This is a genomic window from Micromonospora andamanensis (assembly GCF_016863495.1).
Lineage (GTDB): Bacteria > Actinomycetota > Actinomycetes > Mycobacteriales > Micromonosporaceae > Micromonospora > Micromonospora andamanensis.
On record NZ_BOOZ01000042.1, the window covers coordinates 1 to 22271 of the forward strand.

General features: G+C 68.5%; 18 protein-coding genes and 1 pseudogene. 10 read left to right on the forward strand and 9 right to left on the reverse strand.

What is annotated here, in order from left to right:
- Nucleotides 1–7: 7 nt before the first annotated feature.
- Complete coding sequence (locus Van01_RS26230; protein ID WP_204012973.1) at nucleotides 8–910, forward strand: LysR family transcriptional regulator; 903 nt, start codon at nucleotides 8–10, stop codon at nucleotides 908–910.
- A 135-nt stretch (nucleotides 911–1045) separates the two neighbouring features.
- On the opposite strand, the gene Van01_RS26235 is transcribed toward Van01_RS26230, so the two are convergent.
- The gene (locus Van01_RS26235) at nucleotides 1046–2149 is read right to left on the reverse strand and encodes a glycoside hydrolase family 6 protein (RefSeq protein WP_204012975.1); all 1104 of its coding nucleotides are present in this window, start codon (nucleotides 2147–2149) and stop codon (nucleotides 1046–1048) included.
- A gap of 138 nt (nucleotides 2150–2287) precedes the next feature.
- Here Van01_RS26235 and Van01_RS26240 point away from each other — a divergent pair, with 138 nt between their 5' ends.
- A complete protein-coding gene (locus Van01_RS26240; protein WP_204012978.1) occupies nucleotides 2288–3301 on the forward strand; it encodes a LacI family DNA-binding transcriptional regulator in 1014 nt (337 codons plus the stop codon).
- 43 nt (nucleotides 3302–3344) lie between these two features.
- Here Van01_RS26240 and Van01_RS26245 read toward each other — a convergent pair whose 3' ends face one another.
- From Van01_RS26245 to Van01_RS26255, 3 genes are all read right to left on the reverse strand, one after another.
- On the reverse strand, nucleotides 3345–4061 hold the full coding sequence (locus tag Van01_RS26245) for an ABC transporter ATP-binding protein (protein ID WP_204012980.1): 717 nt from the start codon (nucleotides 4059–4061) through the stop codon (nucleotides 3345–3347).
- A gap of 20 nt (nucleotides 4062–4081) precedes the next feature.
- A complete protein-coding gene (locus tag Van01_RS26250; protein WP_239099311.1) occupies nucleotides 4082–6925 on the reverse strand; it encodes an ABC transporter permease in 2844 nt (947 codons plus the stop codon).
- Nucleotides 6926–7478: 553 nt separating this feature from the next.
- Complete coding sequence (locus Van01_RS26255; RefSeq protein WP_204012983.1) at nucleotides 7479–8072, reverse strand: TetR/AcrR family transcriptional regulator; 594 nt, start codon at nucleotides 8070–8072, stop codon at nucleotides 7479–7481.
- 151 nt (nucleotides 8073–8223) lie between these two features.
- Between Van01_RS26255 and Van01_RS26260 the strand changes: the two genes are divergently transcribed.
- Together Van01_RS26260 and Van01_RS26265 are read left to right on the forward strand one after the other, a co-directional pair.
- Nucleotides 8224–9252: an aldo/keto reductase gene (locus Van01_RS26260; protein WP_204012985.1), complete on the forward strand. Its 1029-nt coding sequence runs from the start codon at nucleotides 8224–8226 to the stop codon at nucleotides 9250–9252.
- Between the two features lie 122 nt (nucleotides 9253–9374).
- Nucleotides 9375–10340 carry an alpha/beta hydrolase family protein gene (locus tag Van01_RS26265; protein WP_204012987.1) on the forward strand — a complete coding sequence of 322 codons (966 nt, stop codon included), beginning with the start codon at nucleotides 9375–9377 and terminating at the stop codon, nucleotides 10338–10340.
- A gap of 36 nt (nucleotides 10341–10376) precedes the next feature.
- Here the strand turns inward: Van01_RS26265 and Van01_RS26270 are convergent, their stop codons facing one another.
- Complete coding sequence (locus Van01_RS26270) at nucleotides 10377–11291, reverse strand: alpha/beta hydrolase family protein (RefSeq protein ID WP_204012989.1); 915 nt, start codon at nucleotides 11289–11291, stop codon at nucleotides 10377–10379.
- A gap of 475 nt (nucleotides 11292–11766) precedes the next feature.
- Here Van01_RS26270 and Van01_RS26275 point away from each other — a divergent pair, with 475 nt between their 5' ends.
- The 3 genes from Van01_RS26275 to Van01_RS26285 all read left to right on the forward strand — a co-directional run bounded on the left by Van01_RS26275 (nucleotide 11767) and on the right by Van01_RS26285 (nucleotide 13719).
- Nucleotides 11767–11907, forward strand: a complete 141-nt coding sequence (locus tag Van01_RS26275) for a hypothetical protein (protein WP_204012992.1) — start codon at nucleotides 11767–11769, stop codon at nucleotides 11905–11907.
- Between the two features lie 88 nt (nucleotides 11908–11995).
- Entirely contained in the window at nucleotides 11996–12928 is a 933-nt protein-coding gene (locus Van01_RS26280; protein WP_204012995.1) for an ABC transporter ATP-binding protein, read from the forward strand.
- The gene (locus Van01_RS26285; RefSeq protein ID WP_239099308.1) at nucleotides 12925–13719 is read left to right on the forward strand and encodes an ABC transporter permease; all 795 of its coding nucleotides are present in this window, start codon (nucleotides 12925–12927) and stop codon (nucleotides 13717–13719) included. The genes Van01_RS26280 and Van01_RS26285 overlap by 4 nt, the downstream gene beginning before the upstream one ends.
- 33 nt (nucleotides 13720–13752) lie before the next feature.
- Here the strand turns inward: Van01_RS26285 and Van01_RS26290 are convergent, their stop codons facing one another.
- Together Van01_RS26290 and Van01_RS26295 are read right to left on the reverse strand one after the other, a co-directional pair.
- Nucleotides 13753–14430: a response regulator gene (locus tag Van01_RS26290; protein WP_204012999.1), complete on the reverse strand. Its 678-nt coding sequence runs from the start codon at nucleotides 14428–14430 to the stop codon at nucleotides 13753–13755.
- Entirely contained in the window at nucleotides 14430–15974 is a 1545-nt protein-coding gene (locus Van01_RS26295) for a sensor histidine kinase (protein WP_239099309.1), read from the reverse strand. Before Van01_RS26295 ends, Van01_RS26290 begins: the two co-directional genes overlap by 1 nt.
- Nucleotides 15975–16764: 790 nt before the next feature.
- On the opposite strand from Van01_RS26295, the gene Van01_RS26300 reads away from it, so the two are divergent.
- Together Van01_RS26300 and Van01_RS26305 are read left to right on the forward strand one after the other, a co-directional pair.
- The gene (locus tag Van01_RS26300) at nucleotides 16765–17883 is read left to right on the forward strand and encodes an IS630 family transposase (RefSeq protein ID WP_239099310.1); all 1119 of its coding nucleotides are present in this window, start codon (nucleotides 16765–16767) and stop codon (nucleotides 17881–17883) included.
- Nucleotides 17884–17981: 98 nt separating this feature from the next.
- Nucleotides 17982–18266, forward strand: a pseudogene (locus Van01_RS26305) (IS110 family transposase); the annotation flags it as partial.
- 163 nt (nucleotides 18267–18429) lie between these two features.
- Here Van01_RS26305 and Van01_RS26310 read toward each other — a convergent pair.
- Nucleotides 18430–18975: a hypothetical protein gene (locus Van01_RS26310; RefSeq protein WP_204013005.1), complete on the reverse strand. Its 546-nt coding sequence runs from the start codon at nucleotides 18973–18975 to the stop codon at nucleotides 18430–18432.
- Nucleotides 18976–19472: 497 nt separating this feature from the next.
- Between Van01_RS26310 and Van01_RS26315 the strand changes: the two genes are divergently transcribed.
- Nucleotides 19473–20216, forward strand: a complete 744-nt coding sequence (locus Van01_RS26315; RefSeq protein ID WP_204013014.1) for a MerR family transcriptional regulator — start codon at nucleotides 19473–19475, stop codon at nucleotides 20214–20216.
- Nucleotides 20217–21061: 845 nt separating this feature from the next.
- Here the strand turns inward: Van01_RS26315 and Van01_RS26320 are convergent.
- Entirely contained in the window at nucleotides 21062–22087 is a 1026-nt protein-coding gene (locus Van01_RS26320; RefSeq protein WP_204013008.1) for a hypothetical protein, read from the reverse strand.
- Nucleotides 22088–22271 lie beyond the last annotated feature (184 nt).

Consider the following 22271-nt stretch of genomic DNA (forward strand, 5'->3'; position numbering starts at 1 on the left):
TTAGCCTGTGACCGTCGAGCTGCGGCAGCTGCGTTACTTCGTTGCCGTGGCCGAGCACCTCAGCTTCAGCCGCGCCGCGGAACACCTGAACCTGGCTCAACAGTCGATGTCGCAGCAGATCAGAGCCCTCGAACGCGGTCTCGGTGTGCGCCTGTTCGACCGCGATACCCGGGGCACCCGGCTGACCGCCGCCGGGCAGGTGTTCCTGCCCGAGGCACGTGCCGTCCTCGCCCGCTTCGACACCGCCGTCGTCGTGGTGCAGCGCGCTGACCGCGCTGAGGTGGGCCGCCTCAACCTGGCATTTCTCACCTCGACTGCGAACTACATGTTGCCGCCGGTTGTGCGAGCCATGCGTGAGCGATTCCCCGGCCTGGAACTGAAGACCTACACCGTGCCGATCGATGAACTCGTTGCCGGCCTGCGTACCGGCCGTTTCGACGCCGCGTTCACCCGCCCGCCCCTGGTCAGCGACCTGGCGACTCGAGCGCTGGCTGTCGAGCCGGTCTGCGCGGTGCTACCCACCGGCCACCCACTCGCCACCCGCGACGTACTGCGACTGTCCGACCTCGCCACCGAAAAATGGGTGCTCACGCCGCGTGAGTCGTGGCCGCCCTGGCATGCCAAGTACGACCAGGACTTCGCCGCCGCCGGATTCACCCCCAAGGTCGTCCAACGCGCCGCCGGCGTACCGAATCTGCTCGGCCTCGTCGCCGCAGGCGTCGGAGTCACCCGCCTCACCCGCTCAGCCCGCAGCATCCGACGTACCGGGGTCGTGTTCGTGCCCCTGGCCGACGACCACGCCGAAACCGTCGTCGCATGGATGCCTACCCGTCAAGGACCGGCACTGCGGAACCTCCTCGATGTCACCGCCACCCTGACGGGAACCGCCGACCTCACATCCGAGGGCTGAGCATCGGAGTCGCGCATGCCGCAGATAGGGCCGACGCCTCTCTGGCCCGATGTCTGGGCACAGAGAGGCGTCGTTGGTGCGGCAGGACCCGGAGAGCATCGGCCGGGTGTGACGCCAGGCTCTCCGTGCGCTGCGCTAGTAACCGTAGATCATCTTGTAGGCCACCTCGGGCAGGAACTGCCCGGCGCTGGATCCGCCGCCGACTCCGCAGTTGCCGTCGGACTCCCCCGGCGTCTTGAGCCACAGCAGCATCTCCCCGCCGCCGCCCATCCGGCTGGGTGTGCCGATCCTGCGGCCGCCGGGGTTGCACCATTGACCGTTGGAGCCGTTGCCGTTGCGGCTGGTGTCGATCACGTACGGCTTGCTGTATCCGAATCTCTGTAGCGCGGAGGCGACCTGATTGCCGTAGTTGGTGTTCTCGCCGGTGGTGAAGTAATTCGAGACGTTCAGCGCGAAGCCGCGTGCGTTGCGCACGCCGGCCATGTTGAGCCGCTGCGCCATCGTCTGGGCGTCGACCCAGCGGGGATTGCCGGCGTCGATGTAGACCCAGGTGTTGGCCGCCCTGGACCGGAACTGGCCGACGGCGCGGGAGAGCATACCCACCCGGTCATTGATCTGCGCCTGGCTCATGCAGTTGAAGTCGCCCAGGGAGTCCGGTTCGAGAACCACCACGGCAGGACGGCTGCCGATGGCGGAGGCGAAGGAGGCGATCCATGAGTCGTAGGCGGCGACGCTGCCGGCGCCGCCACCGGAGTGGCCGCCGCACGCGTCCCGGCCGGGAAGGTTGTAGGCCACCAGCAGCGGAAGCTTGTCAACAGCATCTGCGGCTCCCACATAGCTCCCGACCGCGCTCCCGATGTCGCCGCTCCAGTTGCCGAACCATCTGGCCATCGGCTTCTGCGCGATCTCGGTACGGATGGCGGCGGCGCGTCCGTCGCCCGGATTTGCGGCCGCCCACCTGGCTGGACTCGAGTTCGGGTCGACGTAGAAGCCGCTGGTCTGGCTGACCGGATCCGCGTGCGCAGCTGGTGCCCCGAGCAGGATCGCGGGAACCGCCAACGCCAGAGCGGCGGCAACTCCCCAGGGGCGGGTGAAGCGTTTCATGTGCAGATCTCCTCTGAGTGAGACTGGAAGCGCTTCCAGCGATGTCTGTCCATGCGTTAACGTCCGATGTTCAGCAAATATCAGGCAGATGTCAAGAGAGGCCCTCCCCACGGCAAGATCGAAATCAGGAACCACTGGGACCGCTTCCAGTCTGATGACGACGGTGAGCCACCTCGACGCCGTCGATGCCGGCCGATACGATCCGGTAAGCGATGGCGGCACCGGCGGCGGTAGCGGCTGCCCGACGTCGGACAGGAAGGACTCGGCATCGCGATGGCAGCGCAGCGGCCCCGGCGGCAACCGACCCTCGACGAGGTGGCCGAACGCGCCGGCGTGTCACGTTCCGCCGCGTCCCGGGTGATCAACAAGGCGCCGCATGTCAGCCGCGCCACGCGCGACGCCGTGGAGCGCGCCATCAAGGAGATGGGCTATCTACCCAACCGCACCGCCCGTGCCCTGGCCACCCAACAGACGGGGATCGTCGCGCTCGCGGTCTCCCATGACGATCCCGAGCTTTTCGCCGACCCGTTCTTTGCCCAGGTCATCGTCGGCGTGTCCGCAGCGCTCGAGGAGACCGACCTTCACCTGCTGCTGTGCCTGGCCAGTTCCGTGCGGGGCCGGTCCCGGCTGACCAACCTTCTGCAGACGCGCGGCGTCGACGGCATCATGCTGATGGCCCTGCACGGCGACGATCCGCTGACTCACATCGTGCGTCGGGCCGGTCTACCCGCGGTGTACGGCGGACGGCCACTGAATTTCGAGCCACAGTGGTACGTCGACTCCGACAACCTCGGCGGCGCGCGACTCGCCACCGAACACCTCATCGGCCTCGGCCGGACCCGGATCGTCACCATTACCGGCCCCATGTCCACCGACGTCGGCCGCGCTCGCCACCGCGGCTACCGCGAGGCGATGATCATGGCCGGGCTGGTCCCGTACGCGACGGCAGAAGGCGACTTCACCGAGGCCGGGGGTGCCGCAGCGATGAAATCACTGCTTGACAGCCACCCCGACCTCGACGCCATCTTCGCCGCCAGCGACGACACGGCAGCGGGCGCCCTACGCGTCCTCATCGATGCCGGCCGGTCCGTGCCAGCCGACGTGGCAGTCGTGGGCTTCGACGACCTCGGCAAAGCCGAACGAACCGATCCGCCGTTGACCACCGTTCACCAGTCTGTCCAAGCCCTGGGTAGAGAAATGACCCGGATGCTCGTCGGCCTCATCGCGGGACACGAACCCTCGTCCGTCATCCTGCCCACGAAGTTGGTGCTACGCGACTCTGCATGATCCGACCACAGGGCGGTGTGACTCCTGATCAAGGAGCCGGACGTCATTGGTCCAGGCTGGTGAGGCATCCGTCTCGCATGTGGACGGCCCGGTCGCACCGTGCGGCGATGTCGGTGTCGTGGGTGGCCATGATGAGTGTGGTGCCGTACTCGTCGCGCAGGCTCAGCAGCAGGTCCACGATGGCGGTGCCAGTGTGACTGTCGAGGTTGCCGGTGGGTTCGTCGGCCAGCAACAGGGCCGGTCGGTTGACGAGCGCGCGGGCGATGGCGACCCGCTGTTGCTGCCCGCCGGAGAGCCGCGACGGCAGGGCGGCCGTCCGGTCGGCAAGCCCGACCATCGCCAGCAGTTCACGTGCGCGGGCGGCCTTGTCGAAATCGGTACGGAACGGAATCAGCGGCGCCATGACGTTGTCCAGGGCGGTGAGCGTGGGCAGCAGGTGGAACCGTTGGAACACGAACCCGATCTGTCGCCGGTACGCCGCCAACGCCCGGCCGGACAAGCCGGTCACCTGCTGGCCGCAAACGTCGATGCGGCCCCCGTCGCTGCGCTCGATGGCACCGATCAGGTGCAGGAGCGTCGACTTGCCGGAGCCACTCGGGCCGGTCAACGCGACAGCGGTACCGGCGGCGATCGAGAGACTGACATCGTTGACCGCCACCAGCGGTGCGCCGCCGGGAAGTGGGAAAGTCTTCCGCACGCCCGCGAGGCACACCAGCGGCGCGGCGACCGTGGTCGGCGCCCCGGCTGACGTCCGTTCCATCGGAGCTACTCCTTTGCCGCTCACCCCTCGGCAAGCAGTTGGGCGGTGGGCAGTCGGCGAAGCATGGCGATCGGCACCACCACCGACACGGCAGAGACGGCGACGCCGGATACCAGGGCAGCCACGGAACACCAGACGATCGGGGCGGTCATGCCCCCGGCGAAGGCCGCGGCCCCGCCGAGCCCGGCAGCGGCGCCGAGCGTACCGCCGATGACGCCCATGCCGATGGCCTCGACGACGACCAGGCGGTTCAGCATGCCATCGCTCCAGCCGACGGCGCCGAACAGAGCGAACTCGGCGGCGCGTTCGGAGATGTTGAGATAGAGCACGTCGGCGACGGACACGAGGCCCAGCACGATGGTGACCGCCACGGCGATGTAGTCGACGGTGCGGGCTTGCAGGGTGACGGCGTCGCCGAGCAGGGTGCCGGAGACCGCGCCACGGAAAGCGAACGTGATCGCCAGCAGCATGGTCAACGCGGCGACGCCGATCATCAGGCTTGTCGCGCCGAGGGCGGTTCGACCGGGGGTGCGGGCAAGGTTGGCCAGCGCGAGGGTCGCCAGCCGGCGCGGGGCCTGCCGACGTGCGGCGACACCCAGCACCGCAGGCCGGATGACCTCACCCGGATCGGGACGGGCGGCCCGCCAGGCCGGCCAGCCACCGGCAAGCAGGGCGAGGGCCACTGCCACGGGGATGGCGAGCAGTGTGTGGCTCCATGGGATGTTCAGCCCGAGGGCGAATGCGAACCCGAGCGCGAGCGCGTTACCCACCAGACCTGCGGCGAGACCGATGCCGGCGATCTCGGTGAACATCAGTTGGAGGAGGTGGCGCCGGTTCCATCCGAGGCAGGTAAGGATGCCGAATTCGATACGTCTGGCGCGGATGGCGGCGGTGTTGGCGTTGAGTACGGCCAGTGCACACACCGCGAGGACCAGTACGGACAGCAGCACGCTCTTGCGGTCGGCCGCGCGGACGAGCACGGCGGCGACGCCCTTCTGTACCCATGGTTCGGCCACGGCGAGGTCGGGACGACCGAAGTTGCCGGCTGGGTAGTGCACAGTCATCGCGGTGGGCGAGGATCCCAGCGTGATGTCGACCTGTAGGCCGGTTCGTTGCGCGATCTCCTCCGCGATGACCCGTACCCGTTCCCGGGAGATCAGGTCGACACCTACATCTCCGGCAAGCCGGACCCGAACCACGCTTATCGGCGCGGAGGTGTTGAGCTGGTATTCGGGGTAGGCGGGCTCGGTGGAATAGGCGCCGGGGTCGAAGATCGCTGGTAGCGCCGCCATGGTGGTGAGCATCAGCGGTGGTTGGCTCAGCAGGCCTGTGACGTTCGCATTCGGGGCCAGTCGCTGGCCGCCCAACGCCTGCCGAGACGCTTCGTCGGCGCCCTCGGCGCCCGGGTTGAAGTACGTGTCCATGGGCACCGCCGACAACGCGCTGCCCAGTGAGATCTTGGCCGGGTCAAAGGTGCCCACCGCGCCCATCGCGGCATCAGGCATGTTGATGCCCCCGGCCTGGGGGGCGTACTCGCGGGACATGTTGCGGTGGATGGCGACGCCACCGCGGACGCTGGTGTCGGCGAACTCCATCGGAACGTGACGCGAGGAACCGCCGTCGGCGGCGCCCTTGCCCCAGATCTTCAGATCGTACGGCGCCGGTCGGGCGCTGAGGCCGTCCTCGACCTGCACCGTACTCGGTGTCCCGACGGTCCAGAACGAGTGGAGCCACATGGTGTTGGCCGTTGCCATGTCGTACTCGATGCCCAACTGTCCGGGGCGCAGCATCCGGTCGACGATGTCCCGGTAGGGTTCGTCAATCGCTATGGACCTCTGTGCGACCGGCGAGCCGGACTCAGTTCCCAGGTCCGCGCGGAGGCGCTGGTCGTCCGAGCCGGTGCGGACCAGTTCAGTCGCGCCCGGGTTCAGCCGCTGCACGTCGATGCTGAGCGCCCCGTCGATCTGGGGCCGGTCCGCGATCAGGATTGGCAGCTTCGAGTAGGGATACAGCATTCCGTCCAGGCGATGCGACGTCGGCCTTTCCGCAGAGGTGAAGTAACGGCCGCTGGTGACTGCCTGGTCCAGGCCCGCCAACGCCGCCTCGGAGTCCGGGTCGACCGCGGCCATCAGGAACGGGACCGTCCACACCAGCGTGACGGCCGGGCGCATCGCCTTCCCCTCCCGATCCGTCGATCCCGCGTGGCCGATGCAGGTCAACGACGACCGGGCGCGTAGATCCGTCGGTTGGAGCCAGTCCCCCTCGTCGACAGAAGGCGCTGCCGGGCAGATCTTCACCCGTTGACCGTCGGCATCGACCTCCTCCGGCGGCGGCAGCCCACCGCCGCTTTCCAGTTCGCTGTTCGGCACCACATCCAGCCGGTTACGCGTCACGTACAGGTATGCCGGTCCGTCCGGGATCTGGCTCAACCCCGCGTCTGTCACCCATGTCGGCTGCACCCGTAGAACCTGCCGCTCCACGGTCGGGTCCAGCTGATCCGCCAGATCGACAGTGATCGGTACAGTCCGCATCACATAGCCGATCATGGCAACCGGCGCCGCGACCGACACGCCCCGCACCGCCTGGATCTGCCGCCACTGGCCGACGGTGATCCCGCCGCGCATTCCTGCCAGTTGACCCGACTGGACCAGATTGCGCTGCCGCTCCGGCGGCAGCACCGCATCCTTGGGCCGCACCAGAAGGTCGTACACCGGACGGTAGTTGGCTGCGACAGTGCCCACAGTGTCCAGACGGGAGGTCACCGCCGCTCCGGTGAGCAGCGTGAAACCCGCAACCGCGACGGCGATCATCGACAGCAGGGCCAACGCCCGGCGCAGCCGTACCCGCCACTGCGACAGGACCATCCCCCGCACTACGTCACCATCCGGCCACGCCCGGGGTCATGAAGTGCCTCCAAGAGGTACCGCCGGCCGGACAGCGATGTCCGGCCGGCGGCAGCGGGTCAACGATCAGCAGCAGCCAAGCGTGTTGACGGATGGCGGATCGCAACGATCCGCGGTGTTGACGTGACAGCGAACCCGCGATCCGACCGCTCATTGTAGTAGCAGTAGCAGCAAAAGGGCCTCGTACCCAACGCGGATGCGTTGACAGATGGTGCACGCGGACTCCTTCGCCTTGGTAGCAATGCGGCCGGTACTCCTGCCATGCCTGTCGCTTCGCGCAGAGCGCGGCGTCGACGAGGGCGGCGCGGTCGGCGGCGACAGAGCCGTCCGTGATGCCTGCCGCGGATACCTTCCTCACCGACCCCGGGCGCATAGGTGTCGCGCAGACCTATCCGCTCGATGACCCAGGTGTTGACCAGCTCGCGATCGTCACTCTGCACGGCAAGCAGCCAGGTTGGCCATGACGGCGTGCTCGCGGGTGGCATGCGCTGCGGCGCAGTCCGGGTGCACGTCGCTATGAATTCTGCTGTGGTGCGAACACTCCCGAGATGAGGAGCGTGACCAGGTGGCGTGCGTTGTAGCGCGGGTCGCTGCCGGCGCCGATGCAGAGGTTGCCGATGCCGCGCATGAGTTCGTAGGCGTCGACTTGAGGGGCACCCGTCCCGCTGGAGTTGGCGGCGTCCAGTAGCTGTTGGCAGACGGGAACGAGGCGGTCGACGAAGGACGTGTGCAGCGCTTCGTAACCATCCCGGTCCTGCAGCGCTGCTGCGAGTCCGTGCTTGGTGACGAGGAAATCCACAAACAAGTTCGCCCATGCGATCAATGCGTCGCGTGGCGTGGCGCTCTGCGCGAGCAGGGCCGGACCGGCTTCGGCGCAGGCTTCGACCTGGTGGCGGTAGACGGCGACGACCAGGTCGGCCCGGGTCGGGAAGCGGCGATAGAGGGTCCCCATCCCCACTCCCGCTGCGGCGGCGATGTCGCGGACAGGCACCTCGATCCCGGAGGCGACGAAGAGACGGGCCGCGGCGTCGATTACGGCCTGCTCGTTGCGGCGGGCGTCAGCGCGGCGCGGCCGCGCCGTGCCCTGTTGGTTCGTGCCGCCCGTCACACCCACCCACCTTGTTAAGCGGAGCAATGTTCCGTATGTTGAATTGGAGCCGCGTTCCACTTAATCATGCCAGGCTCAGGACGCCACCCACAACGCCACTGGCGGTCGTCTCGAATCTTGCGGCCTGGCCATCCGGATCAGGGAGAAGGCCATGCAATATCGAAGCTTGGGTCACACCGGTGTCCAAGTCAGCTCCCTCGCGCTGGGGGCGATGAACTTCGGCCGGATAGGCCGCACCACCCAGGAGGAGGTGACCGCGATCGTCGAGGCCGCCCTCACGGCCGGAATCAATCTCATCGACACCGCCGACGCCTACAGCGGCGGCCAGTCTGAGGAGATGGTCGGCAAGGCCATCGCAGGCCGCCGCGAGGACATCGTGCTGGCCACGAAGGTCGCCCTGCCGATGGGCGACAACCCCAACGCCCGGGGCAGCTCGCGCCGCTGGCTGGTCACCGAGCTGGACAACAGCCTGCGCCGGCTCGGCGTCGACCACGTCGACCTCTACCAGATCCACCGCTGGGACCCGGCCACCAGCGACGAGGAGACCCTGTCCGCGCTGACCGACCTGCAGCGGGCGGGCAAGATCCGCTACTTCGGCTCCTCGACCTTCCCCGCCTACCGCATCGTCGAGGCGCAGTGGGCCGCCCGCACTCACCATCTGGGGCGCTACGTCACCGAACAGCCCGCCTATTCCATCCTGCAGCGCGGCGTCGAATCCCACATCCTGCCGGTGACCGAGCAGTACGGGCTCGGCGTGCTGGTGTGGAGCCCGCTCGCCTCCGGTTGGCTCTCCGGAGCGGTGCGCCAGGGCAAGGAGGTGACGACGAGCCGCTCCACGATGATGCCCACGCGCTTCGACACCGCGGTCCCGGCCAACCGCGCCAAGCTTGAGGCGGTCGAGCAGCTGGCCAAGGTGGCCGATGAGGCGGGTCTTACGATGATCCAGCTCGCGCTGGGCTTCGTGACCGCCCATCCCGCCGTCACCGCCGCCTTGATCGGTCCTCGCACGCTGGAACACCTCGACTCCCAGCTCGCCGCGGCGGACACGATCCTGTCCGCTGACGTCCTCGACGCGGTCGACGCCATCGTCGCCCCCGGCGTCGACCTCGCTCCCGCGGAGAAGAACGACACTCCGCCCGCCCTGCTCGACGCGTCCCTACGCCGCCGACCGGCCGCCTGAGCCGCGGAGCCACCCACCAAGCCGGTGCCGGACGCGCCGCGACGGGCGAACGTCCCGCAACGGCTCGGGCTCGCCGCGCATGTTCTGACCTACGACCCGGCAAGAACAGAAAGCAGCCCCGTATGACGCCCATCTCGATCAACGGCTCGTCGACCCGCTCGGCGGTCGTGGTATCCGTCAGTCCCCTTGTCCTGCCCGCGCCGGGGCGACCGGTCGAGCTGCAGGTGCGGGTGACGGCACCGGCCACCGGTAACCACCTGCCGTTACTGCTGCTGTCGCACGGGCAGGGACCGTCGAACAACCTGTCCTCGCTCAACGGTTACGCCCCGCTCGTCCAGCACCTCGCCGCACGGGGTTTCGTCGTCGTGCAACCGACACACCTGAGTTCGGCCACCCTGAAAGGGCACCCGAGCCTTAAGAACCATCCGGAAATGCCGTTGTTCTGGCGTGAACGCGCACTGGACATGACACGCATCCTGGACGCCCTCGCCGTCCTGGAAGCCGCCGTTCCGGCGATTGCCGGCCGGGTCGACCACCGCAAAGTGGCGGTCGTCGGGCACTCCATGGGCGGGCACACGGCCAGCCTGCTGCTCGGTGCCCGGCTCAACGACCCGAACACCGGTGACACGGTGGACGTTCGCGACGCGCGTATCACCACAGGTGCCCTGCTCGCCGCTCCGGGCCGCGGAGGCGAGGCGCTCAGCGCCACGGCCACCCGGCACTATCCCTTCCTGCTGACCACCGACTTCTCCACCATGACCGCCCCCGCCCTCGTGGTGGCCGGCGACAACGACCCTTCACCACACCTCACCGTGCTCGGCTCGCCATGGCACACCGACCCGTACCGGCTCGCACCGGCACCCAAGACCCTCCTCACCGTCCACGGCGCAGAGCACATGCTCGGGGGAATTTCGGGGTTCGACGCCGCCGAGACCTCCGACGAGAACCCGGCACGCGTCGAAGCGGTGGCCCACCTCACCGGCGCGTACCTGCGGGCGCAGCTGATCCCGGGCGACCCCACCTGGCGGGAGGCTCAGAACGCGCTGCTGTCCAGCGCCAACCCGATAGGAAAGCTTGTGAGCAAATAGCGGGTCGGCCGAACGCTCGTGACCCGTCATGCATGGTCATGCTGCTGCGTCGCAGAAGAGCACCTCGGGATAGGCCTCGTTCGGTGCGGCGAGCAGGGGCCGAGGCCGGTGGCGCAGATGCTGGTCCAGGAACGCCGCCACGTACTCGCGGGTGACCAGCATCTGTCGGTCCGCTGGGATCACGCCCGGGTCCATGCCGAGTTGAGCGCCGAGGATTGGTCGGTCGGTGAATGAGAGATGCCCGCTGCCGGTGACAGTGAGCCACCGCTTCCAGCCGGTCAGCCCAGGCCAGTCACGCAGCCAGCTCGCATCGGTTGGCCGATCCGAGCCGATCAGGAGGAACGGCTTGGTCACTGCGCCTGCTGGGATCGGCAGGAAGAGGGTGCCGTCCAGGTTGACGGCAGCGTCGATCCGCCGATCGGCGCGAAGCGCATGGGTGGCGCTGGCGCCGCCGATGGAGTGCCCGACCATACCGATGCGCGTCGGATCGATGAATCGAGCGCCTTGCCACGCCGGACGTGGCCCGGTGAGTCGGTCCAGGAGGAAAGCCACATCGGCCGCCCGTCCCTCGATCAGCCGGGCAGCAGTGTCCGGCACCGACAGCTCACAGGCGAGACAGTCGGCGACCCGGCCGTCAGGGAACTCCACCCCCCACGCCTCGTACGGGTGATCCACACCAGCCACCACGTATCCCCGGCTGGCCAGGTCCTCGGCTAGTCCTGTCAGCGATTCCCGGCTGAGACTGAACCCCGGTGAGAGGACCACCAATGGCCAACCGCGAGCCACCGGCCGGACCGGTACATCGCGGCGAGCGCTGGTGCGTACGGTGGCGAGCAGGTCCGGCGGGAGCGGTAGCCCCTCGGCGGCGATGATTCGGGCGGAAACCGCTGCAGTGGTGTAGGGTGCCCGCGCGCCCGGTGCGGCCACCGCCGGGTACCACAGCGATACCATCAGCTCTCGACGCGACTCGGGCCGCCAAGGGTCGGACCGTGCGGCGTCGGTCAGATGCAGCCAGGTGGTACCGACCGGGTAAGCGCCAGTAGGCGTTGGAAGATGCAGCGCCGGTGGCGCCGGAGGCTGGGCCGCGACCGGGGCGCCGGGCAGCAGCGCCGCCAACAGCGCCCAAACCAGCAACAAGGCTCGTCCGCTGACCACCGCTGAAGCGGGTAGTACGGACGGCCTCGACACCGGTGCCACATCGAAGCGATCTGACGACCTGACGAACCTGTTCATATTGCCCCCTGAGGCTTCCGTTGTGCAGAGGGACGGTAGGCGCCAGTCGAGAGCCGCACCGCACCCAAAAGGCCCGCGGGTGCACTGACTTTCGTAATGTCCCGATCGCAAGATCCCGCTCCGGTGTGCCGGCGCGGTGCCGTCCCAGTCAAGAGACGACGACACGCCACCGGCCAGAGGGCACCGCATTGTTGTGGCCGAGATGGTGGTCCGGCCCCGGGACGTGCTGCTCATGCGCTTCCGGCCGACACTGATGGACGACCTGCTCGCGGTGTCGACGGCGAATAACCGGGCCGGGCTCAGGCCGGTACTGCTGAAGGACTACGTGCAGTGACCGACCGGCGGTGGACCTGACGAAAGTCAAGGTCGGATGATGCCGTTTGGGGGCGGTGCAGCAGGGGCCACACGCCTAGCGTCAGCGCATGATCACATTACGTGGGTTGACGAAACGGTTCGGGGCGACCGTCGCGGTCGACGCGCTTACCGTCGACATCGCGCCCGGCCGGGTCACCGGGTTCCTCGGCCCCAACGGCGCCGGCAAGTCCACCACCATGCGGATGATCCTCGGGCTGGACCGCCCCAGTGCCGGGCAGGCCCTGGTCGGTGGGCGTGCGTACCGGGAGTTGCGTCGGCCGCTGCATGAGGTGGGGGCGCTGCTCGACGCCCGGGCCATCCACCCGACCCGGTCCGGCCGGGCGCACCTGCTGGCCATGGCCCGCAGCAACGGCATCCCCACCCGGCGGGTGGACGAGGTGCTGGACACCGTGGGGTTGGACGCGCGGGCCGCCCGCAAGCCGGGTCGGACGCTGTCTCTCGGCATGGGTCAGCGGCTCGGTATCGCCGGCGCGTTGCTCGGCGACCCGCCGGTGCTGATGTTCGACGAGCCGGTGAACGGCCTTGACCCGGACGGGGTGCGGTGGGTGCGGCAGCTCATGCGCTCGTTGGCCGACCAGGGACGGACGGTCTTCGTCTCCAGTCACCTGATGAGCGAGATGCAGCTCACCGCCGACCAGCTTGTGGTGATAGGTCGAGGGCGACTGCTCGCCGACGCGCCGATCGCCGAGGTCATCGCCGGAAGCGCAGTCGCGGTCCGGGTCCGCAGCCCGCACCCGGACGGGCTCGCCGCCCTCGCCGCGCGCCTCACCGCTGCCGGGGCGGACGTGCAGGCCGCCGACCGGAACGAGATGACCGTGACCGGCACCACCGCCGACCGCGTCGGGGACCTGGCACACGAGCTGGGGGTACGACTGCACGAGCTGAGCCCGCACAGCGCGTCGCTGGAGCAGGCGTTCATGGAGCTGACCGCCGACAGCCTCGAGTACGCGGGCGGACCGACCAAAGGAGGGGTCCGATGAACATCGACACCACTCCCACCGCCCGGCCCGCCCTCCTGCGTAGTGCGGTGGCCGCCGAGTGGACCAAGCTGTCCTCGGTACGCACCACCTGGTGGACGGCGCTCGCCGGGCTAGTGGTGATGGCCGGCACCGCCGCGCAAGTGGCGATCTACGCGCTCGTCGCCAACACCAACGACGATCCGGCCGACGATCGGGGAATTGTCACCGTCGGCAGCGTGCTGATCGACTCGGTCGAGCTGACCCAGTACGTGGTGTTGGCGCTCGGCCTGCTGGCGATCACCGCCGAGTTCACCGGTGGCACCATCCGGACCACGCTGCAGTGCACCCCGTCCCGTGGTCGCGTACTGCTGGCCAAGGCCGCCGTCGCCGGCGCGGTCACCTTCGCCCTCGGTCTGGTGCTAGGCGGCGTCGGCGCCCTGGTGGCCCGGCTGGTGCTCGGCGAGTGGAGCAGCTCCCCGGTTGCCGGCACGATCGGCGACATCGTGGCGGTGGCGGCCTACCTGACGCTTGTCGGTGTGCTCGCCCTGGGCCTCGGCGCCGCCCTGCGCGGCGCGGTGCTCACGATCACCGTCCTGCTCGCCACCCTGATGATCGTGCCGCTGTCCCTCCAGGAGCCGGACATCGACGTGCTGAACCGGATCGCCGACGTGTTCCCCGGCGTGGCCGGAGCGCACTTCCTGGCCGGCGACACCGAGCCGTACCCCCGCCTGGTCGGGCTGCTCCTGCTCGCCGCGTGGGCCGGTACCGCGCTCCTGCTGGGCCGGGCCGCGCTACGCCGTCGCGACGCCTGACGGCGGCGGCTGAGCGGGGGCCTACCACCCCGCTCAGCCGTCGACCAGCCCCGCCTCGTACCCGAGGATCGCCGCCTGCACCCGGTTGCGCACGTCGAGGCGGGTGAAGATGCTGGTCAGGTAGCTCTTGACGGTGCCCTCGACCAGGTGCAGCCGGCGGGCGATCTCAGCGTTGGACAGCCCCGCCCCGACCAGGGCCAGCACCTCCCGTTCCCGCTCGGTCAGACCGGCCGTACGGTCCCGGGCGGCAGGCCGGCGGGCCAACCGGCCAGCGCCCAGCTCGATCACCCGGCGGGCCACCTGCGGCGACAGGTACGCGCCACCGTCGGCGACGGCGTGCACGCCCGCGATCAACTCACGCGGGTCACCGGCCTTGAGCAGGAACCCGTTGGCGCCGTGCCCGAGCGCTCGGGCCACGTGATCGTCCTCGCCGAACGTGGTCAGCATGATCGTCGCGGTGTCCGGGACGACCCGGCGGATCTCGGCAGCGGCGGCCAGCCCGTCCAGCCGCGGCATCCGGATGTCCAGCAGCGCGACCCGAGGTCGGTACGCGCGGACCAGCTCCACCGCCGTGTGCCCGTCGCCGGCCTCGCCGACCACCTCGATGTCGGAATCGCTGGTGAGGATGGCCCGGACACCGGCACGGATCATCGCTTCGTCGTCGGCCACGACAACCCGGACCGGAACCGTTGCGGTCGTGTCGGTGTTCACTACGCGATCCACTCCTTGCTGACCAGCCGGCCATCGGTGAAACACAGCCGCCAGGTCGGCTGCGCCAGGGGGAAGTTGCCGTCGGTGTAGTACTCGCAGTCCGCCCGGTCGATCGGGGTGGGGCGGTCAAGCTTCCGCCGGGGTAGCCCGGTCAGCTCCGAACGGGCCGTGCCGACGCGCATCTGGTCGAAGGTGGCCCGGTCCAGCACCGTCCCTGCGGTCGCCACCGGGTAGTAGACGAGGCAGAGCACGAGGGCGAAGCCAGCCGGCGCCGTGAGCGCCACCAGGAGGCTGCGGCGAACCCGTCGGCGGGCGTCGTGCAGCCGCCGCTCGGCGTCCACCGGCAGCTCCGCCGGACCGGGCTGGTCGCCGCTCTCGACCGCCTCCACCGGTGGCGCGGTCGCCGGCAACGCCGCCCGTACGACGAAGCCGCCCTCGGTGAGAGGGCCGGCGTGCAGCGTTCCACCGGAGAGACGGACCCGTTCGGCGAGGGCGAGCAGCCCGCTGCCCTGCGACGGTGGAGCGGGCAGCGGCCCCGCCGGCGCAGCGTCGTTGACGACGGCGACCTCGACCCGGTCACCGTCACGGGTCAGGCGCACCTCGACCGGGGCCCCTGGTGCGTACCGGGCGGCGTTGGTCAGCGCCTCACGGACGATCCGGTGGGCCGCGTGGCTGGTCATCGTCGGCAGATCCGCGACCGCCGGGGCAGCCTCCATCCGTACCGCCATGCCGGCTTCCCGGGCACCCTCGACCAGGTCGGCGACGCTCTCCCCGCTCGGACGCACCGACGCCGCCCCCTCCTCCCGGAGCACCCCGATGATCTCGTGCAGGCGCTCGGTGGCGGCGGAGACACTGGCCCGCAGCTCCCCCGCCGCGGCCCGATGGCTGTCGTCGAGGTCGGCGGCGACCTCCAGCGCGGCGGCCCGCATCGCGATCAGGCTGAGGTCGTGACCGAGGGAGTCGTGCATCTCCCCGGCGATGCGGGCCCGCTCCCGCAGCCGGATCCGCTCGGCGGCGCCGCGCTCCTCGCGGGTCAGAGCCTCCACGTGCCGCCGACCGGCGTCGGCCAACTCCTGCTGCTGACGCCGGTACCGCCCGACCAACCAGGGAAACACCGCGGCGAAGAGAAGTACCGAGGCGAGTAGGAACCAGGTGGCCGGCCCGGCGCCGAGCACGCCCAGGTTGAGCACGGTGCCCCCCGCCGCGATCAGCGCGAAGACCCCGGCCGCCGGGACCGCGGAGGCGCTCCGCCGCCCGGCGAGATAACTGAAGACCGGGATGGCGAACACGAAGTTGCCATCGACGACCGACCCGAGCACCACCAGTACGAGGGCCGCCAACGGTGCCCGCCGACGCGTCAGCAGCACCGCCACACCGAGCAGCACCAGCTTGCCGACGACCAGCGGCAACGCGTACTCCGAATAGGGCGGGCTGAAACCGGCGAAGCCGATCGGGGCGGCCACCACCGCCCAGAGCAACAGGTCCCACAGCAAGCGACGCCGCCGGTCCAACCACCCGGGCGGCGACGAGTCGACGATCCGCACGGCGGTCACGCTACCTATGTCCGACCTGGGCGGACACCGACGAAAGTCAGATACTCAGCCGCTCGCCGATCTGGTCGGCCAGGTGCAGGACCACGCCGGCCGGCAGAGCGGAGTTGCTCGGCCGGCGCTTCCGCTGGCCACGACCGCCTCCTGCTGAGCTCATCGTTGGCGACGGTTCAGGTGACGAGGTGGGCGTGGGCGATCAGCCATCCCAGGTCGAAGGCGGCACGCAGTGCCTGGAAATTCCGCTGCAGGAACGCGACCGGTTCTGCCCGTTCGGGGGGTCGTAGTTGCAGTACGGGCGCTGGTGTGCGGGCAGAGCCCGTTCAGAAGCCGTTCCACGTCCGCGATCAGCTGGGAGCGGTTGCGCCAGGTGGGCGAACTCCTCCGTTGCCTGACAGCGGTTGACAGCCCTTCATGCCCCGGTTGTGCTGGATCTGTTCCCGATGATCTCCGATTGGGCCCCTTCCCGCATCGCCTCCTAGTTCGGATCGGTAGGCATAGTCGGCGGTGGGTTCACCGCGACGGTCGGCGGCGAGTCAGCGGAGACGGTAGGCGGTGGATTCACCGGGCTGGTTGTAGCGGGCGCCGGTGTTGAAGGCAGGGGCGTCGGTGGACCGCCGATAGGGACACGGCTGCCCTGGTTGGGGTCGATCTCTTCGTAACGTGGTTGCCGGCAGTCCGCCCACGTCGCGGCTTGCCTAGTGCCCTGACCAACAACGTTCACGGTGTTGGATGACACGCCGTCCGGCGTGCCGGAAGCGCGGCGTGGGTGGTTCAGGCTGTGCTGGTGGCAGAACCCGTTCGCGTGCGGCGGCTCAGTGACCAAGAGGGTCAGCAGCTGTTGAGGATCACTCGTAGAGGTACCGGCTCGCCGATCCGGTTACGGCGGGCCATGGTCGTGCTCGCCTCGGTCGGTGGGAACACGGTGCCGGCGATCGCTCGTCTCGTGCAGGCTGATGAGGACACGATCCGGCAGGTCATCCACCGGTTCAACGAGATGGGGATGGCCAGCCTGGACCCTCAGTGGGCGGGTGGCCGTCCCCGCCAGATCAGTAGCGACGAGGAACAGTTCATCGTCGAGACGGCCAACACCCGCCCTGAAGCGTTGGGGCGGCCGTTCATCCGTTGGAGCATCCGCAAGCTCGCCGACCACCTGCGCGTTCACTCCACCCGCCGGATCCGTATCGGGCGGGAACGGCTGCGGCAGCTCCTGCACCGGCACCAGATCAGCTTCCAGCAGACCAAGACGTGGAAGGAGTCCACCGACCCTGACCGGGACGTCAAGCTCGCCCGGATCGAGTACGTGAGCATCCACTTCCCGCAGAGGGTGTTCGCGTTCGACGAGTTCGCGCCCTTGGTGATCAGCCCTCAGGCCGGCGCCGGGTGGGCGCCCGCCGGCCATCCGCACCGGCTGCCTGCGAACTACCACAAGCTGCACGGCGTCCGGCAGTTCCACGGCTGCTACAGCGTCGGCGACGACCAACTGTGGGGCGTCGTGCGGCGCCGCAAGAGCGCCGCGAACACCCTCGCCGCCATGAAGTCGATCCGCGCCGCCCGGCCGGACGGCGCGCCGATCTACATCATCCTGGACAACCTGTCCGCGCACAAAGGCCTCAAGATCCGCAGGTGGGCGGCCTGGAACAAGGTCGAGCTCTGCTTCACCCCGACCTACGCCTCCTGGGCCAACCCGATCGAAGCCCAGTTCGGGCCGCTACGCACCTTCGTCATCGCCGGCTCCAACCACCCCAACCACCCCGTGCTGACCCGGCGGCTGCAGGCCTACCTGCGCTGGCGCAACGCCAACGCCCGCCACCCCGACGTCCTGGCCGCCCAACGGCGCGAACGCGCCCGGATCCGCAGCGAACGACAACGACGCTGGGGCCAACCCGCCGCACGCGCAGCCTGACCCCAACACCCTGAACGTTCGTGGTCAGGGCACTAGCACCGAGGCCCAGCTGCGGCAGCCGTTCGACAAGCTCGCCTGTCACGGTGCGTTCTGGTGGTGATCAGCCGGCCTCGATCGGCGCCCTGCCGGTCGCGGTGGCTCGGGCTTGCGGGCATCATATGGCCCACCTGCCCGGCCTGGCCATACGCCGCATCGCGGACCTGCACCCCGGTGCGGCGAAGACCGACGCCCGTGACGCCTACGTCATCCCTGATGCCGCCCGTGGCCTGCCCCACACGCTGCGGCGGGTCGACGTCGGCGACGAGACCCTGGCCGAACTGGAGGTCGTGGTCGGCTTCGATGTAAGGATCCCGGCAGGGCTGACTGCGCGTGCCGGACGGCTGGCGCCCCGGTCGGGCGGACGACGGTAGACAGTACCCAGGTGGGTCAGCGCAGGACCGGCCTGACCGTCGAAGCCCCGGCGGGGCCTCACCTGCTGACGCTGGGCGAGACGGGAGAACACAGCGGCCCGGCGCCTCCGGATGAGGGCGCCGGGCCGGGCGCGTGTCAGCCGTTCCACACCGTCATCGAGTAGATGTGGTCGTTGAGCCGGTCGCCGACGTAGGACCGGCTGCCGGTGTACCTCTCGGTGTAACCTGAGTACTGCGTGTTGTAGAAGCCGCGGACCTGATTGCAGGCACCGTGGGTCACGAACGAGCTGACGAACTTCCCACCCTGGTAGTCCCAGGTCAGGCTGCTGAAACCGTAGCCCGCAGCATCGCAGGTGCCGGCCTCACCCGAGAGCTGTCGCGACTTGCCCCCGTATCCGGCGTGCTCGTAGAAGGTGACCAGCGGCGTCAGCGCCATCGTGCCGACGTGGCTGAGGTCTGCTGGATCGTCGCTGCACTTCTGTGCGACGACATCCGATTCGGTCTGACCGGGCTTGAGCCTGTCGAGGACGATCACGCAGTGGTCGCCCGAGTCGTCGACAGGATCCGCCGCCGCCACGCCCGGCAGCCCGGCGAGCATTCCCGCAGCCAACGCGACCGTGGCGGCGCCCCGCAGGACCGAACGGCCCCGTCGTCCCGAGTCTTTCATCGATCGAATTGCCATGCGATGCCTCTCTGCAGGAACACTCCGCGGGCGGGTTCAGCGTTCTTCGGCCCCGTCGCCCGTTTTGACCTCTCCAACGTAGGCGGCAGGGCATTCACACCGCCTTCGTGCCGCCCTCACCTCACATCCGCCCGCCAGCGGGCGACCGACGGGCCAACGTCGCGCCAGGCGATCGGTGCCGCGCGCCAACCGGCGCGCGGGGACGGCTCACGTCTACGGCCGAGAAGTCGCGGCCTCCGTACACGCCGCAGGCAGCAATGAGCCGTCGTCGTCGTGGTCAAGTGGGCCGCAGGCAGTAGGAGCGTGTCGCTGCTCGGCGACAGCGGTGCGAAGCCAGCCTGGACGGCGCCCCACGTGCGGGCCGGCGAATTGACGGCCCACGACACCAGCCCGCGAGTAGTGAACCGCACCCTGAGCACACGTTGACTTTGACGCCACGTCAACCTCTACCGTTCATTTCACACCGACGAGTTAGAGGGTGGATCGGCGTGGACTGGATGATTCAGGACGTTGCGCGCATGGCCGGAACAACCAGTCGCACGCTGCGTCACTACGACGACATCGGTCTGTTGCGGCCGAGCCGAATCGGCCGCAATGGGTACCGGTACTACGACCAGGAGGCATTGCTGCGCCTGCAGCGGATTCTGCTGTTGCGGGAGCTCAACCTAGGGCTGCCCGCGATTGCCGAAGTCCTCGACGGGGGCCGGCAGGACAGGGTCGGAGCGCTACATAGCCATCTGAAACTGCTCGAGCACGAACGCGAGCGGATCACACGACAGATCGAGTCGGTGAAGATGACCCTACGAAAGACGAAAAGAGGCGAACCCCTCATGCCTGAGGAGATGTTCGGCGGCTTCGACCACACCGAGCACGAGCAGGAAGTCACCGAACGCTGGGGCCGCGAGGCCTACGCCAAGGGCGACCACTGGTGGCGCTCACTCAGCGCGGCTGAAAAGAAAGCGTTCCAGAAGCGCCAGATCGAGATCGGGCAGGACTTCGGCGCGGCACACCGCGCCGGGGCAGCAGCCGACAGCGACCAGGTGCAGGCGATCACCCAGCGGTTGTACGACTGGCTGTCGGGTGGATCGACGACGCCGACCAAGGAGTACTTCATCGGGCTCGGCGAGTTGTACGTGTCCGACCCGCGCTACACGGCGGCGTACGACACCACCGAGAACGGCACCGGCACCGCCGCGCTGGTCCGCGATGCGATGAAGGTTTACGCCGAGCGCAACCTGTAACGGGTGAGCGGGGCTGCAGACCCGCTCACCACCGAGTGACTCGCTATCGGCAGCCGGCCTGGCCGGGCGGGCAGGAAACGCCCCGGGCAGATGCGAGGCAGAAACGCATTCAACGGCTCTCCAAGCGGTCACCGAACAAGGTCTGGGCGACTGTGATGGAGATTAGTTCGGCGGACAGCTTCGGTGACCACCCAAATCGTCGAGGCGACCGGGGCGGGGTTGCAGGTCCATCGGCCGAACTCGTCGACACAGAGCACCCACCCGTCGACGGGTGGGTGGTCGCAGAGATCCAGGATGCGGCGCATCTTGGCCGTGAGGTCGGGGTCGCTCCTGGCCTTCCACGTCTTCGTGGCCCGCCACATCACCCCACGTTCGTGCAGGATCCGTCGGATGGTCTCGATGCTGATCGCCGAGACGTAACCCAGCGGCGATGAGGTTGGTCGCGCAGCTTGGCCAGTGACCAGCAGGCAAACGGCCGGGCGAGGAAACGGGTGGCGCACCAGGCGACGACGCAGATCCAGTCACGGGTCTGCTCATCGATCCGTCTCGGTGCGCCCCCGCTCCACTCGGAGACAGCGCCTCGACCCCCCGCTCGTTGACCACATCCCGCATGTAGTCCTCGCTGGTCTGAGCAGGTGAGCAATGTCGGGCGCCGACTTCCCCTGAGCGCACATCAGCGCCAGTGCTCCATAGACCTTGGCCAGCAGGGTCGTCGTTGACCACTGGGCGCAGCCCGGTCATGCGGGTGCTGACCATCGCGATGGAGTGGGTGCCGGTGCATCAGCCATACGGCCCTGTCCGGTGACGAACGTGTCACCAGCAGCCTCTACCAGGCCAGAAACGGTTCAGGAACACGTCCATCGGACGGCGCGTAGGGCCTCCTCTTCATCCGTTGCATAACCAGCGATCGTCCGACCATTGTCGCTGATCTCGGTTGCCAAGTCGGACCCGTATTCGCCTAGGGCCGCGAGGCCGGGCAGCTCGACATACCGTGACCCGGCCCAGAGCAGCGCCCTCTGCTCGAACGCGGAACCAACAAGCCATCCTGAAGCATTTGCGCCGGCCAAATAATCGAACCTGGGAAAAGTCTGCGGCTCATCCGTCAATCGCCAACGCGCTTGCTGCCAGGTGCCGTCCTCAGACAACGCGCGGCCAGTGATCCATCCTCCGCGAATAGTGAACGCAGCACTCTGTTCTGCGGCACCCGGTAGCGGCGGCAGCACGGCAATCTCGCCATCAGGCGTCCAGACGTGAGCCCGTTCAGCCCCATCGACATCACCATGAAAGCCGACGATAGTGCCGTCCTCGTCGATGTCGTGCGCCTGGGCCCAGGTGGCCCCCTTGGGCATCGGCAGTAGCACAGCCACGCCGTTGCCGGTTCCAATGGCGGGCCACTTGACGGGCTGCCGGTCCGCCGTCTCTCCCACCACGTCGCCACGTTCGTTGATCCCGTTAGCCGTCCCCGAGGCGACCCCGGGCAGAGCGCCCAGTCGACCATCGCGAATGATCCACGGCGTTAGCGGTTCCCAGGTCTGCTCGTCGTAGCTCGAAGCCACAGCGACTCCGGCTGCATTCATATCTCTGATCGACTGATCAATGCCAGGAATGTCTACCGCAGTCGGCTCTCCACGGTCCCACACCACAGGCACCCGACGATAGCCGCTATCCTCAGGATAACCACGACCGGCGATATAGCGGCCACTCGGATCGGCCGCAGTCACTATGCTCATTTCCCAGTTTTTGTCAATCTCCTGGAGCCGTTCGACCTGGCAGAACGGCAGTGGACCCTGCGCGCTCGTCTCTGCCGTCGCACCGTCCGGCGCGAACAACGTGGAAGCGCCCGCTAGGAGCAATACGATACCAATCCTCATTTAACTCTCATTCAGGCTTAATTGCGTTAATCGGTCAAACTTAAGATCAAGCTGCCAAGTCGCCCCTCACCATCACCAACATCAGTGAGTAGCCCCCGACCGGATCTATTGACGCGCCGTAAGGGGCACAGGTTGGGATCAGCGCGCCGTCGGAGTCGGAAGCTGTTCTCCAGGCATCCTCGGG

What these genes read in the sequence shown, in the direction of transcription:
- Van01_RS26265 (WP_204012987.1), top strand. Translation starts at nt 9,375, where the DNA reads ATGACGCCCATCTCGATCAACGGCTCGTCGACCCGCTCGGCGGTCGTG.
- Van01_RS26270 (WP_204012989.1), bottom strand. Translation starts at nt 11,291, where the DNA reads ATGGTATCGCTGTGGTACCCGGCGGTGGCCGCACCGGGCGCGCGGGCA.
- Van01_RS26250 (WP_239099311.1), bottom strand. Translation starts at nt 6,925, where the DNA reads ATGGTCCTGTCGCAGTGGCGGGTACGGCTGCGCCGGGCGTTGGCCCTG.
- Van01_RS26310 (WP_204013005.1), bottom strand. Translation starts at nt 18,975, where the DNA reads ATGGCAATTCGATCGATGAAAGACTCGGGACGACGGGGCCGTTCGGTC.
- Van01_RS26245 (WP_204012980.1), bottom strand. Translation starts at nt 4,061, where the DNA reads ATGGAACGGACGTCAGCCGGGGCGCCGACCACGGTCGCCGCGCCGCTG.
- Van01_RS26315 (WP_204013014.1), top strand. Translation starts at nt 19,473, where the DNA reads ATGATTCAGGACGTTGCGCGCATGGCCGGAACAACCAGTCGCACGCTG.
- Van01_RS26280 (WP_204012995.1), top strand. Translation starts at nt 11,996, where the DNA reads ATGATCACATTACGTGGGTTGACGAAACGGTTCGGGGCGACCGTCGCG.
- Van01_RS26285 (WP_239099308.1), top strand. Translation starts at nt 12,925, where the DNA reads ATGAACATCGACACCACTCCCACCGCCCGGCCCGCCCTCCTGCGTAGT.
- Van01_RS26320 (WP_204013008.1), bottom strand. Translation starts at nt 22,087, where the DNA reads ATGAGGATTGGTATCGTATTGCTCCTAGCGGGCGCTTCCACGTTGTTC.
- Van01_RS26260 (WP_204012985.1), top strand. Translation starts at nt 8,224, where the DNA reads ATGCAATATCGAAGCTTGGGTCACACCGGTGTCCAAGTCAGCTCCCTC.
- Van01_RS26240 (WP_204012978.1), top strand. Translation starts at nt 2,288, where the DNA reads ATGGCAGCGCAGCGGCCCCGGCGGCAACCGACCCTCGACGAGGTGGCC.